The organism is Streptomyces monashensis, assembly GCF_001866665.1.
Lineage (GTDB): Bacteria > Actinomycetota > Actinomycetes > Streptomycetales > Streptomycetaceae > Streptomyces > Streptomyces monashensis.
Window position 1 is genome coordinate 1 of sequence record NZ_MLYO01000006.1, and the last position, 14,949, is coordinate 14,949.

At 70.6% G+C, this 14,949-nt stretch carries 14 protein-coding genes and 1 pseudogene; 9 read left to right on the forward strand and 6 right to left on the reverse strand.

Translation table 11 applies throughout. The annotated features are described in order from the left end of the window. Positions 1-1,437, reverse strand: a 1,437-nt coding sequence (locus BIV23_RS00515) for a streptophobe family protein (RefSeq protein ID WP_071378676.1), incomplete at its 3' end; no start/stop codon positions are given. A gap of 262 nt (positions 1,438-1,699) precedes the next feature. Between BIV23_RS00515 and BIV23_RS00520 the strand changes: the two genes are divergently transcribed. Continuing rightward, positions 1,700-4,264: an FHA domain-containing protein gene (locus tag BIV23_RS00520; RefSeq protein ID WP_071378677.1), complete on the forward strand. Its 2,565-nt coding sequence runs from the start codon at positions 1,700-1,702 to the stop codon at positions 4,262-4,264. Positions 4,265-4,347: 83 nt separating this feature from the next. On the opposite strand, the gene BIV23_RS00525 is transcribed toward BIV23_RS00520, so the two are convergent. Next, positions 4,348-5,073 (reverse strand): transglycosylase SLT domain-containing protein, encoded by a 726-nt coding sequence (locus tag BIV23_RS00525; RefSeq protein WP_071378678.1) that lies wholly within the window; start codon positions 5,071-5,073, stop codon positions 4,348-4,350. Between the two features lie 702 nt (positions 5,074-5,775). On the opposite strand from BIV23_RS00525, the gene BIV23_RS00530 reads away from it, so the two are divergent. The 4 genes and pseudogenes from BIV23_RS00530 to BIV23_RS53770 form a co-directional block, all read left to right on the forward strand. Further along, the gene (locus BIV23_RS00530) at positions 5,776-6,921 is read left to right on the forward strand and encodes a GAF domain-containing sensor histidine kinase (protein WP_071378679.1); all 1,146 of its coding nucleotides are present in this window, start codon (positions 5,776-5,778) and stop codon (positions 6,919-6,921) included. After that, positions 6,914-7,555 carry a response regulator gene (locus BIV23_RS00535; protein WP_071378680.1) on the forward strand — a complete coding sequence of 214 codons (642 nt, stop codon included), beginning with the start codon at positions 6,914-6,916 and terminating at the stop codon, positions 7,553-7,555. Before BIV23_RS00530 ends, BIV23_RS00535 begins: the two co-directional genes overlap by 8 nt. A gap of 194 nt (positions 7,556-7,749) precedes the next feature. Beyond that, positions 7,750-7,995, forward strand: a complete 246-nt coding sequence (locus BIV23_RS00540) for a chaplin (RefSeq protein WP_071378681.1) — start codon at positions 7,750-7,752, stop codon at positions 7,993-7,995. A 124-nt stretch (positions 7,996-8,119) separates the two neighbouring features. Then, positions 8,120-8,269 (forward strand): annotated as a pseudogene (locus BIV23_RS53770) (chaplin family protein); the annotation flags it as partial. Between the two features lie 91 nt (positions 8,270-8,360). Here the strand turns inward: BIV23_RS53770 and BIV23_RS00545 are convergent. Further along, a complete protein-coding gene (locus BIV23_RS00545) occupies positions 8,361-9,149 on the reverse strand; it encodes a hypothetical protein (protein ID WP_079172836.1) in 789 nt (262 codons plus the stop codon). Positions 9,150-9,299: 150 nt separating this feature from the next. Between BIV23_RS00545 and BIV23_RS00550 the strand changes: the two genes are divergently transcribed. From BIV23_RS00550 to BIV23_RS00560, 3 genes are all read left to right on the forward strand, one after another. Further along, on the forward strand, positions 9,300-10,097 hold the full coding sequence (locus BIV23_RS00550) for an ABC transporter ATP-binding protein (RefSeq protein ID WP_071378683.1): 798 nt from the start codon (positions 9,300-9,302) through the stop codon (positions 10,095-10,097). Between the two features lie 62 nt (positions 10,098-10,159). Next, a complete protein-coding gene (locus BIV23_RS00555) occupies positions 10,160-10,591 on the forward strand; it encodes an NfeD family protein (protein WP_071378684.1) in 432 nt (143 codons plus the stop codon). 110 nt (positions 10,592-10,701) lie between these two features. Further along, entirely contained in the window at positions 10,702-11,661 is a 960-nt protein-coding gene (locus BIV23_RS00560) for an SPFH domain-containing protein (protein ID WP_071378685.1), read from the forward strand. Positions 11,662-11,703: 42 nt separating this feature from the next. Here BIV23_RS00560 and BIV23_RS00565 read toward each other — a convergent pair whose 3' ends face one another. The 3 genes from BIV23_RS00565 to BIV23_RS00575 all read right to left on the reverse strand — a co-directional run bounded on the left by BIV23_RS00565 (position 11,704) and on the right by BIV23_RS00575 (position 13,745). After that, positions 11,704-12,210, reverse strand: a complete 507-nt coding sequence (locus tag BIV23_RS00565) for an HNH endonuclease (protein WP_071378503.1) — start codon at positions 12,208-12,210, stop codon at positions 11,704-11,706. A 168-nt stretch (positions 12,211-12,378) separates the two neighbouring features. Then, positions 12,379-12,918: a YbhB/YbcL family Raf kinase inhibitor-like protein gene (locus BIV23_RS00570; protein WP_071378686.1), complete on the reverse strand. Its 540-nt coding sequence runs from the start codon at positions 12,916-12,918 to the stop codon at positions 12,379-12,381. 44 nt (positions 12,919-12,962) lie between these two features. Continuing rightward, positions 12,963-13,745 (reverse strand): sporulation protein, encoded by a 783-nt coding sequence (locus tag BIV23_RS00575; protein WP_071378687.1) that lies wholly within the window; start codon positions 13,743-13,745, stop codon positions 12,963-12,965. A gap of 101 nt (positions 13,746-13,846) precedes the next feature. Between BIV23_RS00575 and BIV23_RS00580 the strand changes: the two genes are divergently transcribed. Continuing rightward, a complete protein-coding gene (locus BIV23_RS00580) occupies positions 13,847-14,497 on the forward strand; it encodes a DNA-3-methyladenine glycosylase (protein WP_071378688.1) in 651 nt (216 codons plus the stop codon). The last annotated feature ends 452 nt before the right edge of the window (positions 14,498-14,949 follow it).

Here is a 14,949-nt window from a genome sequence, read left to right on the forward strand (position 1 = left end):
GGCCCCCGCCCCCCACGCCGCCCCCAGCAGGAGCGCGGCGCCGACGTGGCCGTGCAGGGTGATGCCCGCGCCGAAGGCGTCGAAGCCGAGCACGGACAGGGACGCGGTCACGGAGACATCCGTCAGCCGGGCGAGCAGAGGGACGGCGAGCGCCGTCACGACGGCCAGGCGCAGCGCACAGCGGGCGGCCAGGCCGAGAGCGCTGTCGGACGGCCCGACCGGGCGATCGAGGGCGCTGCCCGGCCTCGGCCCCATGTGGCCGAGGGCGCCACCGGGCGGCGTGCCTCCACGACCGAGGGCGCCACCGCGCGCGCGTACCCCGTGGCCGCCGGGCCGTCGTACCACCGGTGTGCGGACCGCCGTCAGTACGCCGGCCAGCAGCATCGCCAGGACTGCCGCCACCCCCAGCAGCCACACCCGGCCGTCGAGGCCCGCCAGCCGGGCCAGGGTCACCGGCCGGTCGGCGGGCGTGCCGAGGAACTGGTCCAGCGGGTGAGGGAGGAAGGCGCGCAGCAGCCCCGTGGCGTGACCGTCCCAGGGGACGAACAGGCCGAGGGGCAGACCGAGCCAGACGCCGTTCGGGGCACCGAGCAGGGCCGCTCCGGCGATCCGGCGCGGATGGTCGTCGCCGGTCGCCGCGTACACCGCCGCCGCGAGTCCGGCCGCGACGGTCAGCAGGAGCACGGTGACGAGCGCCGAGACCGCCGGCCGGACCACCCGGTGCACGGCGGACCAGCCCGGCGGCAGCGGCGCGCGACGCGCGGCCAGCAGCGCGACCAGCAGCACCCCGGCGCACCAGCCGAGCCCGCCCAGCAGCGTGGCCGGGGCGTCCACGGTGAAACCGACGCCGGCCCTGGCGTGGATCAGACCGCCGATCCCGTGCGGCAGCAGTCCGCCCGCGTCCCCGATGCCGGGCAGGGCCGGCCCGCCGCCCCCCTTTCCACCCGTGCCGCCCGTGCCGAGTGAGCCGCCGTCGACGGTGATGACGTCGTGCCCCGCCCGGGCGAGCCCGCCCAGCAGCGCGACGAAGAGCGCGACCACCGTGCCCGCGCGCGCGAGGAGTTCGGCGGGCGCGATCACAACTCCCGCCGTGCGCAAGGACCGTAGGAAGAACCACGACAACAGCAGGGCACCGACCAGACTCACCCCGAGTGGCGTGATCTCGATGGCCGTGTGCGCCGCGTTGCCTTTCAGTCCGAAAGCGGACACATCGCCCGACGGTACGACCGAACCACCCGCCCCGAGCGCCACAACGGCCGCCGTCATGGGGCCCAGTGAGCCGGCCGCGTCCGCCTGCAGCAGATGCAGCCCGAGCGCGGCGGTGCCGGCCATCCCGGCCAACGCCCAGCTCACCGCCGCGACGGCGGACAACAGGACGTCGGCCCAGGGGACCTTCCCGGCGCGCCGTGCGGTCCCGGCGCGCGTGGCAGACCTCATGGCAGCCCCCGATCCCCTCCTGGCGGATCCCGTCGAACCGCGGCGCGATGGCCCGGCCGCGCTTGTCCCCCTCGCCGGGAATACCACTCTCCGGGTGGATTTCAACCCCGTCAACGGCGCATGTTGCAGCGCACGGACGCATTCGTGACAAGGCCCGGGTTTCGGTCAGGGGCCGGAGCCTGAAATAGTTCCTCCCGATGTTCGACATCCCTAGACTCCCTGCGATGGGGGTAATTCGGGGGACAACTCAGTGGGGCATGGAGTGCCTGAACTCGTTCTGGAATCAAACGGACGGACCTGGACGCTGGATCCGTCCAGGCCGTACACCCTCGGCCGCGATCCGCAGGGTGACATCGTCTTCGACGACGCCAGGGTGTCCTGGCGGCACGCCACGGTCCGTTTCGACGGCCGTAGTTGGGTCATCGAGGACCACGGCAGCACCAACGGCACGTTCGTGCAGGGCCGACGGATCCAGCAGGTGGAGATCGGCCCGGGCACGGCGCTGCACCTCGGCAACGCGACCGACGGACCGCGGCTGAATCTGTCCGGTGCCGCGGCGGGCCGGCAGCCCGCGCCGTACGCCGCGCAGGGCGCCGGTGCGCCGGGCTGGGCCCAGCAGGCCCCGCAGCAGGCCGCCGCCGCACCGCAGGCGGCGGTACCGCAGCAGGCCGTGCCGCAGCAGGCCGGGTGGCAACAGCAGCCGCAGGCGTCGGCGTTCCCGCAGCAGGCGGGGCCCGCCGACCCGTACGCGCAAGCGGCACCCGGTGGTGGCGCGGGGGCACCGCCGGCCCACGGCGACCGCAGCCCGACCACGTTCCACCAGTTCTCGGTCGGCCGCGTCATGCGCATCGGCCGTGCCCTGGAGAACGAACTGGTCGTCTCCGACCTGCAGGTCTCGCGGCACCACGCCGAGTTCCACTCGACGCCCGACGGCCGCTTCGAGATCCGCGACCTGGGCTCGCACAACGGCACGTACGTCAACGGCCAGCCGATCGCCAAGGGCGGCTCGGTGCTGCTCGGCCCGGCCGACATCGTCGGTGTCGGTCACTCCACCTTCCGGATCGTCGGCGACCGGCTGGAGGAGTTCGTCGACACCGGCGAGGTCTCCTTCTCCGCGCGCCACCTGACCGTCACGGTCGACGGCGGCAAGCAGATCCTGAAGGACGTCTCCTTCGGTGTCCCGGAGAAGTCGCTGATCGCGGTCATCGGCCCGTCCGGCTCCGGCAAGTCCACCCTGCTCAAGGCGCTCACCGGCTACCGGCCCGCCAACCAGGGCGAGGTGCTGTACGACAACCGGAACCTGTACAAGCAGTTCGCCGAGCTGCGCCAGCGCATCGGTCTGGTCCCGCAGGACGACATCCTGCACAAGGAGCTGACCGTCAAGAAGGCCCTGAAGTACGCGGCCAAGCTGCGCTTCCCGGCCGACACCACGGCGCAGGAGCGCGACGCCCGTATCGACGAGGTGCTGCGCGAGCTGAAGCTCGACATCCACAAGGACAAGAAGGTCACCTCCCTGTCCGGCGGCCAGCGCAAGCGTGTCTCGGTGGCGCTGGAGCTGCTCACCAAGCCGTCGCTGATCTTCCTGGACGAGCCGACCTCCGGTCTCGACCCGGGCATGGACCGTGACGTCATGCAGCTGCTGCGGGGCCTCGCCGACGACGGCCGCACCGTCCTCGTCGTCACCCACTCCGTGGCCGAGCTGGCGATCTGCGACAAGCTCCTGGTGATGGCGCCCGGCGGTTCGGTGGCGTACTTCGGCCCGCCGGAGGAGGCGCTGAACTTCTTCGGCTACGACAGCTGGGCCGACGTCTTCTCCGCCTTCGAGAACTACCGCGACTACGACTGGGCGGGCCGCTGGAAGGGTTCGCAGCACTACCAGATGTACGCGGCGGACGTGGACGCGGCGACCCCGCAGTCCGTACAGCACATGCCTCCGATGCAGGCCATCAGGCCGCCGAAGCCCCAGCCGTGGGGTTCGCAGCTGCTGACCCTGATCCGGCGCTATGTGTCGGTGATCGTCTCCGACAAGGGCTTCCTGGCGCTGACGGTGATCCTGCCGGCGGTGCTCGGCTCGGTCAGCCTCCTGATCGACCACAAGCGGGGCCTGCTGGTGAACCCGATGATCAACAAGATCACCGGCGCGCACATCCCGAACGGCACGGCCACCACGGTGCTGCTGATCCTCGCCGTCGGCGCGTGCTTCGCGGGCGCCGCGAACTCGGTCCGCGAGCTGATCAAGGAACGGGTCATCTACGAGCGGGAACGCGCGACGGGTCTGTCCCGGTCGGCGTACCTGATGTCCAAGGTGGTCGTGCTCGGCGCCGTCACCGTGCTCCAGGGACTGCTGGTCGGCGTGATCGGCTTCGCCAGCCGGACGATCCCGGACCAGGGCGTGGTGCTCGGCAGCTCGACGCTGTTCGAGCTGTGCCTGCCTATCATGGCGCTCGGCTTCACCTCGATGATGTTCGGCCTGGTGATCTCCTCGCTGGTGAAGACCGCCGAGAAGACCATGCCGCTGCTGGTGATGTTCGCGATCATCCAGGTCGTCTTCACCGGCTGCCTGTTCACCCTGCACGGCACGCTCGGCGTCAACGAGTTCTCGTACCTGATGCCGTCGCGCTGGGCGGTGGCCGCGGCCGGCGCCACGCTGGACTTCAACAACATCTCGCCCAACACCGACAACCCGTCCAGCACCGACCCGCTGTGGAACCACACGGCCGGGGCCTGGACCCTGGACATGATCGCGCTGATCGCGCTCGGTGTGATCTGCGGCTTCTTCGTGGCCCGCTTCCTGCGCCGCCACGAGCCGGAGGTCATGCGCAAGTAACCGCGCCCGTACGACACCGAAGGGCGGCCCCCGTTTCCGGGGTGCCGCCCTTCGGCTTACGTAGCTGAGGTCCGCGCCAGGCCTCAGTACGCGCTGTTGACGTTGTCCATCGAGCCGTAACGGTGCGCCGCGTAGTTGGCGGCGGCGGTGATGTTGGCGACCGGGTTGTAGATGTCCCAGGACGTGCCCGACACGTGGTACGTGTTGAAGGTGGGCTGGATCACCTGGAGCAGACCCTTGGAGGGGATGCCGTTGGCGGCGTTGATGTCCCAGTTGTTGATGGCCATCGGGTTGCCCGAGGACTCCCGGATGATGTTGCGGTACAGACCGTTGTAGGAGCCGGGGATGCCCTTGGAGCGCATGATGTCCAGGGACTCGCGGATCCAGCCGTCGAGGTTGTTGGCGTACGTCTTCGTGGCGGCGACCGTCTCCATCTGGGGGCGCTGGACGGAGCGGTTCGCGGCCTGGGAGGCGGCGCGGTCCTGGGCGGCCTTCTTCGCGGCGGCCTGGTCGGCGGCCTTCTTGGCCGCGGCGGCCTCGTCGGCCTTCTTCTGCGCGGCGATGCGGTCGAGCTTGACCGTGTCGGCGGCGGCCTGGTCGGTGACCGTGCCCTTGACGTTCTTCAGCGCCGTGCTGCTGCCCGCGACCTGGACGTGAGCGGCCGGGGCGCCGGTGACCGTGCCGGAGTGGCCGGGGGCGGCCGAGAAGGCGAGGGCGGCGGTGCCCAGAGCGGCGACACCGGCGACGGCGATCTTGCCCTGCTTGGTCAGGGCGCGGGTATGAACTCGGGTGAGAACGTTCTTGGGCATGGCTGATGGACCTCTCGTGAGCGCGGAGGTCGCTCCTGCGTCCGCCGGGGGAATCGGTTCCTCCCGCACGAACGCCGCGGGCCTCAGGACCACGGCGCTGAGCGACGAGAGCAATTCTTAGCTGGCGCAAAATGCCCAGGCAAAGGTGTGACGTACGATCCCGGGTAGTGGAGCCGCGAAGGGCAAAACGGGACAGATTGGACCGTCTTTCCCGTTCGGGCGGGGAAGGTTTATCTCCTATGTCCCTTCGTACGTGATGTGGACCCTATGTGCGGGCTCACATCCCGCCCGTGGAATTCTCACGAGGAGTTGCCATCGCAATGCTCTGTGTGAGGGTTCTCCTCCGCGAGGATGAGAGGGACGCCGCCGATGTCGTGCCACAGGCAGAGCCCGGTCCACCCCCCTCGCAGGCGCCACGGCTCGTGCGCCTCCGCCGCTCCGCACGGCGCCCTCGGCGGCCCCCTCCGGCACAACCTCTGTCCCCGCGCGCGTGCCCGTACGCGTGCGGCGTACGCGCGCGTGTCCGCCCGGCTCCCGCGGCGGGGCCGCCCCCGACGCGAGCCGCACCGCGCACAGGCCCTTCGGCACACCCCGTACACCCCGGACCGGATGCCTGGGCCGGTGGTCCTAGGTCCAGCGGACCTGATCGGGGGCGGCGGCGGTCCGATCCGTGGTGTCACACCCCGCCGGTACCGTGAGGACATGAGTCAAGGCCCCCGGTCCGGCCTCGCCGCGGTGAGTGCCGCGTTGCTGGCCATGAGCAGGCACCTGGAGGTGCGCGACGTCCTCAAGACGATCGTCGCCTCCGCCCGCGAGCTGCTCGACGCGCAGTACGCCGCCCTCGGCGTCCCCGACGACCATGGCGGTTTCGCCCAGTTCGTCGTCGACGGTGTCAGCGACGCCCAGTGGAAGGCCATCGGCCCGCTGCCCCGCCAGCACGGCATCCTCGCCGCGATGCTGCACGAGGCCCGCCCCGAGCGCCTCGCCGACGTGCGCAAGGACCCCCGCTTCGAGGGCTGGCCGACCGCTCACCCCGACCTGGTCGACTTCCTGGGCCTGCCCGTCCGCGACGGCGACGAGGTCCTCGGCGCCCTCTTCCTCGCGAACAAGAACTGCCCTAAGCCGGAAGGCAGTTGCGGCTTCACCGCGGAGGACGAGGAACTGCTCTCCATCCTCGCCCAGCACGCCGCCATCGCCCTCACCAACGCCCGGCTCTACGAACGCAGCCGCGAACTCACCATCGCCGAGGAACGCTCCCGCCTCGCCCACGAGCTGCACGACGCGGTCAGCCAGAAGCTCTTCTCGCTGCGCCTGACCGCCCAGGCCGCCGCCGCGCTGGTCGACCGCGACCCCGCGCGGGCGAAGGGCGAGCTCCAGCAGGTCGCCGCGCTCGCCGGCGAGGCGGTCGACGAACTGCGCGCCGCCGTCGTGGAGCTGCGCCCCGCCGCCCTCGACGAGGACGGTCTGATCGCCACCCTGCGCACCCAGACCCAGGTCCTCGACCGCGCGCACACCGCGCGCGTGACCTTCACCAGTACCGGCGTCCGCGCCCTGCCCGCGGCCCAGGAGGAGGCATTGCTCCGGGTCGCCCAGGAGGCCCTGCACAACGCGCTGCGCCACTCCGGCGCCGAGCGCGTCGCGGTGAGCGTGGACCGGCGCGGCGGCGGCGCGGTGCTGCGCGTCAGCGACGACGGCACCGGCTTCGACCCGCAGGCCGTCCGCAGCGCCGGCCGGCATCTGGGCCTGGTCTCGATGCGGGACCGGGCGAGCGGGGTCGGCGGCACGCTGACCGTGGAATCGGTGCCCGGCAAGGGCACCACGATCGAGCTGGAGGTCCCCGGTGGCTGACCCGATCAAGGTGCTGCTCGTCGACGACCACCAGGTCGTCCGCCGGGGCCTGCGCACCTTCCTGGAGGTCCAGGACGACATCGAGGTGGTCGGTGAGGCCGCCGACGGCGCCGAGGGAGTCGCCCGTGCCGAGGAACTGCGCCCGGACGTCGTCCTGATGGACGTCAAGATGCCGGGCATGGACGGCATCGAGGCGCTGCGCAAGCTCCGTGAACTCGCCAACCCCGCGCGCGTGCTCATCGTCACCAGTTTCACCGAACAGCGCACGGTCGTCCCGGCCCTGCGCGCGGGTGCCGCCGGGTACGTCTACAAGGACGTGGACCCCGACGCCCTCGCCGGCGCCATCCGCTCCGTGCACGCCGGCCACGTCCTGCTCCAGCCCGAGGTCGCCGAGGCCCTGCTCTCCCAGGAGGACTCCAACTCCGGCCAGGGCAGGGGCGGTTCGCTCACCGAGCGGGAGAGCGAGGTGCTCGGCCTGATCGCGGACGGCCGCTCCAACCGCGAGATAGCCCGCGCCCTCGTCCTGTCCGAGAAGACGGTCAAGACGCACGTCTCCAACATCCTGATGAAACTCGACCTCGCCGACCGCACCCAGGCGGCGCTGTGGGCCGTGCGCCACGGCGTGAGCGGCTGAGACACCCGCTCCGGCGCCTCCCCGCCGCGCCACCACGGCCGTCACGCACGGCAACCTCAAGGGTCAGGTTCCGGACTGAGATTCATACCGTCGTGGGAATGTCACCCGGACGGCGCATCCTCCGGCGAGCCACGCCGTTCTCCAGTGCGTGCCGCGGCGAACCGCCGTGGTGAACGCCTAGGAGGGGTTGGAAAGTGAAGAACCTGAAGAAGGCAGCGGCCGTGACGATTGCCGCCGGTGGTCTGGTGGCGGCCGGTGCGGGCCTGGCCTCCGCCCACGGTGGCTCCCAGGCCGCCGGCGAGGCCCAGGGCTCCCCGGGTGTCGTCTCGGGCAATGTCGCTCAGGTGCCGGTGCACATCCCGGTGAACGCCGTCGGCAACAGCGTGAGCGTCATCGGCGCGCTGAACCCGGCCTTCGGCAACCTCGGCGTCAACCACTGAGCGCCGCCGAACACTGACCACAGGCCTCCCGTGTGCACCGGGAGGCCTTTCAGTTTGTCGTGCGACCGCCGCGGACGGGTTCGAACCGCCGCCGTCGCCGGTATCGCCGCGGGCGCGTCCGCCGATGCCGCCGCCGGCTCCGGCGCCCTCGGCCCGGCCGAGAAGCCCCAGGCGTCATCGCCAGCACGTCGCCCAGCTCCCGGCGCACCTGCCGGTGAACGTGATCGGCGACAGCGGCAATCCGGCCGGCGCGCCGACCCCGGCGTTCGGCGACAAGGCCGCGAACAGCCGACCACAGCCGACCACAGCCGACCACAGCTCCGGGCTCCTCCCGACACCCCTGCCGGGAGGAGCCGTTCACGTATTCAGCGCGCCCCGCGCTCCCGCTCCTCCACGATCGAGTTGTACGCGGCCACCTGAGCCCGCCGAGCCGTTCGCTCCACGGGCCGCAGGGCCTCGGCCCGCGCGGCCATCTCACCGGCGCTGACCGCACCCCCGGGCCCGTTGCCGTACGCCAGCGACACCAGCAGCGCGACCCGCCGCGCCAGCTCCAGCACCCGCACCGCACGCGGCGGATACCCCGGTGCCAGCACCTCCCGGCCGCGCTCGGACCGGGCCCGGTACGCGTCGATCGCCGCCTCCGCCACCGGACCCGACGCGGCGACATCCAGCTTCGACAACACCTCGGTCGCCTCGCGCAGCGCCTCCGCCAGTTCCCGCTCGGCCTCGCCCAGCGACGGCACGTCCGCGGGCGGCGCCTCCCGCACCGGCAGCACCTGCCAGACCACCTCGGCGTGCACATCACCCGCGGGCCCGGCCTCGTACACCTCCGGGACCAGACCGAAGGCGGCCCCGAAGCAGACCACCGCCTCCTCGGCCTCCAGCGCCCGCGCGTTGAACTCCGGCGGACCGCTCAGCCCCAGCGGATGGCCGGGCGCCGGCAGCGCCACCCGCAGCCCCGTCGCCCCCAGCGTCCGCAGCCGCCCGAGCGCGAGCGTCAGCCCGACCGGAGCGGACTCGCCGGGCAGCCCCTCCACCCGGTGCACCGCGTCCTCGCCGACGATGGCGAGCGCGGCGTCATCCGGAGAGGCAAGTCCGGCCAAAAGGGCATTTCCCCAAGCGGCGAGGCGTCCTGAACGCGGTTCCGAGAGCATGCCCCCACCCTAAGGACAGGACCGATGGAATGGAGCGGGGCACTCGTGGCGTAGATTTCATGAGGGCCTCGCCCACAAGCGCGGCGGCCCGAGCCACAGGCGTACGCGACAGCCGAGACCGGCCACACTGCAAGGGGAGACAACGCGCTCATGAGCGATGTTCTGGAGCTTCAGGACGTATCCGTGGTCCGCGAGGGCCGGGCTCTGGTGGACCAGGTCTCCTGGTCGGTGAAGGAGGGCGAGCGCTGGGTCATCCTCGGCCCCAACGGCGCGGGCAAGACCACCCTCCTGAACGTCGCCTCCAGCTACCTCTACCCCAGCAAGGGCACCGCCACGATCCTCGGCGAGACCCTCGGCACGCCCGGCACCGACGTCTTCGAACTGCGCCCCCGCATCGGCGTGGCCGGCATCGCCCTCGCCGAGAAGCTCCCCAAGCGCCAGACCGTCCTCCAGACCGTCCTCACCGCCGCCTACGGCATGACCGCCGGCTGGCGGGAGGAGTACGAGGACGTCGACGAGCAGCGCGCCCGCGCGTTCCTCGACCGCCTCGGCATGAGCGACTACCTCGACCGCAGGTTCGGCACCCTGTCCGAGGGCGAGCGCAAGCGCACCCTCATCGCCCGCGCCCTGATGACCGACCCCGAGCTGCTCCTCCTCGACGAGCCCGCCGCCGGCCTCGACCTCGGCGGCCGCGAGGACCTGGTCCGCCGCCTCGGCCGGCTCGCCCGCGACCCGATCGCCCCCTCGATGATCATGGTCACGCACCATGTCGAGGAGATCGCGCCCGGCTTCACCCACGTCCTCATGATCCGCCAGGGCAAGGTCCTCGCCGCCGGCCCGATCGAGCTGGAGCTGAGCTCCCGCAACCTCTCCCGCTGCTTCGGCCTCCCGCTCGTCGTCGAGCAGGTCGGCGACCGCTGGACCGCCCAGGGCCTGCCCCTGTCCTGACCCCGCCGCGCTTCCCCCGTCGCGCCCTGTCCGCCGTCCGGCCGCCGCCCTACCATGACCGTGTGAACGACATCGACGCATGGGTGTGGTGGCTCGTCGGCGCGGCGGCTCTCGGGATCCCGCTCGTCGTCACCGCGATGCCGGAGTTCGGCATGCTCGCGGTGGGCGCCGTCGCTGCCGCGGTCGTCGCCGCACTCGGCCTCGGTGCCGTCGTCCAGGTCCTCGCGTTCGTCATCGTCTCCGTCGCGCTCATCGCCGTCGTCCGGCCCATCGCCGCCCGGCACACCCGGCAGAGCCCCCGACTCGCCACCGGAATCGACGCGTTGAGAGGCAAGCAGGCCGTCGTACTGGAGCGGGTCGACGGCACCGGCGGCCGCATCAAACTCGCCGGCGAAGTCTGGTCGGCCCGCGCCCTGGACACCGACCGCGCCTACGAAGTCGGCCAGGAGGTGGACGTCGTGGAGATCGAGGGGGCCACCGCGATCGTCATCTGAGGCATCCGACAAGCGAGTTGGGCGCCAGTCTGTCAGACTCGACCAGCAAGATCTTCCACAGTCACGGGATCTGCCGAAGAGGCGCGGCGGAGAGGGGTACGGGGAACACGATGGAACCGGTCATCATCGTCCTGGTCATTCTGGTGGTGTTGGTCTTCATCGCCCTGATCAAGACCATCCAGGTCATCCCACAGGCCAGCGCCGCCATCGTCGAGCGCTTCGGCCGCTACACGCGGACCCTGAACGCGGGCCTCAACATCGTGGTCCCGTTCATCGACACCATCCGCAACCGCATCGACCTGCGCGAACAGGTCGTACCGTTCCCGCCCCAGCCGGTGATCACCCAGGACAACCTGGTCGTCAACATCGACACGGTGATCTACTACCAGGTGACGGACGCCCGCGCCGCCACCTACGAGGTCGCCAGCTACATCCAGGCGATCGAGCAGCTGACGGTCACCACGCTCCGCAACATCATCGGCGGCATGGACCTCGAACGCACCCTCACCTCCCGCGAGGAGATCAACGCGGCCCTGCGCGGCGTCCTCGACGAGGCCACCGGCAAGTGGGGCATCCGCGTCAACCGCGTCGAGCTGAAGGCCATCGAACCGCCCACCTCCATCCAGGACTCGATGGAGAAGCAGATGCGCGCCGACCGTGACAAGCGCGCCGCGATCCTCACCGCCGAAGGTACGCGCCAGGCCGCCATCCTCACCGCCGAGGGCGAGAAGCAGTCCCAGATCCTGCGCGCCGAGGGCGAGGCCAAGGCCGCCGCCCTGCGCGCCGAGGGCGAGGCCCAGGCGGTCCGTACGGTCTTCGAAGCCATCCACGCCGGCGACCCGGACCAGAAGCTCCTGTCCTACCAGTACCTCCAGATGCTCCCGAAGATCGCCGAAGGCGACGCCAACAAGCTCTGGATCGTCCCGAGCGAGATCGGCGACGCCCTCAAGGGCCTGTCCGGCGCGATGGGCAACTTCGGCCCCCTGGGCGGCGGTTCGGGAGGCGGCGGCAACCCCATCCCGCCCCAGAACAACGGCACGGAACGCCGGGAGAAGCCGAGCATCGACTAGCGGCACACGGGATGCCGCCGCCGAAGTGAACCCGGCGGACACTCAGGCGGCATCCCGGGCAAGCCACTCCGGCAGCGCGGCGAAGTCCTCCTGCCCCAGAGCCAGGAGCATCGCGTCGGCCGGCGTCGGCTCGAACGGCTCCCGCAGCAGCTCCATCCCCGCCTGCTCCGGAGTCCTGTCGGCCTTCCGGTGATTGTCCTCCGCACACGCGGCGACGGTATTCAGCCATGTGTCCTGTCCACCCTGCGCCCGCGGCAGCACATGGTCCACCGTCGTCGCCCTGCGCCCGCAGTACGCGCACCGGTGCCGGTCCCGGACCAGCACCCCCCGCCTCGACCACGGAGCCTGTCTTCGGAACGGCACCCGTACATACCTGCACAGCCTGATCACCCGCGGCGCGGGTATGTCCACATCGGCACCGCGCATGCGCAGCTCGGGATGGGCCTGCTCGACGACGGCCTTGTCCTGGAGCACCAGGACGACGGCTCGGTTCAAGGTCACCGTCGACAGCGGCTCGAAGCTCGCGTTCAGCACCAGCGTGTCCCGCATCCAGCCCACCTCCCGTGCGCACCTGCCCAGCCCCCGGCGGGCTTGGATCAACTCTGGACGGGCGCGCCGAGATGGACAACGCAATAAAAAATGCCCGCCTCCGATCACTTCCAAGACCGGAGGCGGGCGAACGTTCCATGAACGCTCTACTGAATCCCGGCGCTGCGCTCAGCCCCGCGCCGGGTTCTCGTACTCACCGATGAGCTGGGCACGCGCGATCGCGTGGAACCGCAGATTGAATCCGACGACGGCGGGCGACACGTCGCCGTCCGGGCCGAGCTTCTCCTGGTCCACCGCGTACACCGTGAACACGTACCGGTGCGGCCCGTCCCCGGGCGGCGGCGCGGCACCACCGAAGTCCTTCGACCCGTAGTCGTTGCGCACGTGCACCGCACCCGCCGGCAGCCCCTTGAAGCCGGCACTGCCCGCACCCGCCGGCAGCTCCGTCACCGAGGCCGGGATGTCGAACAGGACCCAGTGCCAGAACCCGCTGCCGGTCGGCGCGTCGGGGTCGTAGCAGGTCACGGCGAAGCTCTTGGTCTCCGGCGGGAATCCCTCCCAGCGCAGCTGCGGCGAGGTGTTGCCCTCCGCGTAGACCTGAGCGTCCTTGAGCGTCGCGCCCTCCCGGACGTCCTCGCTCGCCACCGTGAACGACGGCACGGGCGGATGGAAATCATGGGGGAGCGGCCGCCGCTTCAGCTCGGTCACCTCGGTACCTCCTGATCGATGATCTGGAATCAGCGGTCCCGAGCCTAGAACCAGTTGCGCTTGCTGCCGACCTCGGACAGCCACTGGTTGAGGTAAGCCGCCCAGTCGGTCCCCTGCCAGTCGTTCAGCCCCACCTGGAAGGACCGGAAGGTGTCCGAACCCTCGCTGAACAGACCCGGCTTCTTGTCCATCTCCAGTACGACGTCCATCGCGTGCGCGTCGGCCACGAAGCTCAGCTCGACCTGGTTCAGCCCCCGGTACTGCGACGGCGGGTAGAACTCGATCTCCTGGTAGAAGGGCAGGGTCTGCCGCGTACCCCGGATGCGGCCCCGCTCCATGTCCGCGTTCTTGAACCGGAAGCCCAGCCGGATGAAGGCGTCCAGGATCGCCTTCTGCGCGGGCAGCGGGTGCACGTTGACGGGATCCAGATCGCCGGAGTCCACGGCCCGCGCGATCGCCAGCTCGGTCGTCACCCCGATGTGCATCCCGCGCAGCGCCTGTCCGTCGATCATCGTGACCGGCGTCTCCCAGGGGATCTCCAGACCGAACGGCACCGCGTGCACCGCGCCCGCCTGCAGCTCGAAGGCCCCGCCGAGCCGCACCTTGGTGAACTCGATGTCCTGCTTGTACTCCTGGTCGCCGCTCTCCACCTCGACCCTGGCCTGGAGCCCGACCGACAACCCCTCGACGTCCTGGTTCACGGATCCGCCCTGGACGCGCACCTCACCCTGGACGACGCCGCCCGGCACCGCGTTGACCTCCGTCAGCACGGTCTCGACCGAGGCCCCGCCCGCACCGAGGCTCGCGAGCAGCTTCTTGAACGCCATTGACTCTCCCTTTACGAACGGATCCTTGACCCCTACAAACGCGCTTCGCCTACGACCGGTTCCGCCGGTGCCGCGCCCCGTCTGCACTAATCTCGGGCGGCATGATCGCGTCCCCGGACCGTACGCCGTTGCCCAGAGCCTTCTTCGACCGCCCGGTGCTGGAGGTGGCACCCGATCTGCTCGGCCGCGTCCTCGTACGTACGACCCCCGACGGCCCGATCGCCCTCCGCCTCACGGAGGTGGAGGCGTACGACGGCCCGAACGACCCCGGCTCACATGCCTACCGGGGCCGCACCGCCCGCAACGAGGTGATGTTCGGACCCCCCGGACACGTGTACGTCTACTTCACCTACGGCATGTGGCACTGCATGAACCTCGTCTGCGGCCCCGAAGGGCGGGCGAGCGCCGTATTGCTCCGCGCGGGCGAGGTGATCGAGGGCGCCGACCTCGCCCGCAAACGTCGACTTTCGGCCCGTAACGACAAGGAACTGGCCAAAGGTCCGGCTCGTCTGGCCACCGCCCTGGAGATCGACCGCGCCCTGAACGGCACGGACGCGTGCGCCACGGGCGAGACGCCCCTGCGCATGCTGACGGGTACGAAGATCCCCGCTCACCAGGTACGGAACGGCCCGCGCACCGGAGTCGCCGGCGAAGGAGGCAACGGCGAGGTCCATCCCTGGCGTTACTGGGTCGCCGACGACCCGACGGTGAGCCCCTATCGGGCCCATGTCCCGAGGCGCCGCTCAAGTTGACGCGTCCTGGCGAAGTGCGTAACGTATCCCGAGCCGCTGAACCGGGTACGGCAATCGCCAGCAGCCGGAGCGGCCACCCCCACTACCTAGTTACAACCCCTTCGCGGGGTCGATTTCGGCGCGCCTGCGTGCCCGGAATTCGAACTCGCGGGACTCGATTATGAGCCGCCGAGGGAATGAGCTAACGTAGTGAATGCCGAAAGGCCGACGGACGAAAATCCAAAAGCCCAAAGACAACCCGCCGACTGGGAGTCAGACGCCGAAAGGATCTGATAGAGTCGGAACCGCCGGAAAGGGAAACGCGAAGCGAAAGCGGAGCGGGAACCCGGAAAGCACCGAGGAAATCGGATCGAGAAAAGATCTGATAGAGTCGGAAACACCGAAGGGAAGCCCGGAGGAAAGCCCGAGAGGGTGAGTACAAAGGAAGCGACCGTTCCTTGAGAACTCAACAG

Coding starts and splice junctions, on each gene's coding strand:
- BIV23_RS00550 (WP_071378683.1), top strand. CDS start 9,300: ATGAGCGATGTTCTGGAGCTTCAGGACGTATCCGTGGTCCGCGAGGGC.
- BIV23_RS00575 (WP_071378687.1), bottom strand. CDS start 13,745: ATGGCGTTCAAGAAGCTGCTCGCGAGCCTCGGTGCGGGCGGGGCCTCG.
- BIV23_RS00525 (WP_071378678.1), bottom strand. CDS start 5,073: ATGCCCAAGAACGTTCTCACCCGAGTTCATACCCGCGCCCTGACCAAG.
- BIV23_RS00530 (WP_071378679.1), top strand. CDS start 5,776: ATGAGTCAAGGCCCCCGGTCCGGCCTCGCCGCGGTGAGTGCCGCGTTG.
- BIV23_RS00580 (WP_071378688.1), top strand. CDS start 13,847: ATGATCGCGTCCCCGGACCGTACGCCGTTGCCCAGAGCCTTCTTCGAC.
- BIV23_RS00545 (WP_079172836.1), bottom strand. CDS start 9,149: ATGCTCTCGGAACCGCGTTCAGGACGCCTCGCCGCTTGGGGAAATGCC.
- BIV23_RS00565 (WP_071378503.1), bottom strand. CDS start 12,210: ATGCGGGACACGCTGGTGCTGAACGCGAGCTTCGAGCCGCTGTCGACG.
- BIV23_RS00560 (WP_071378685.1), top strand. CDS start 10,702: ATGGAACCGGTCATCATCGTCCTGGTCATTCTGGTGGTGTTGGTCTTC.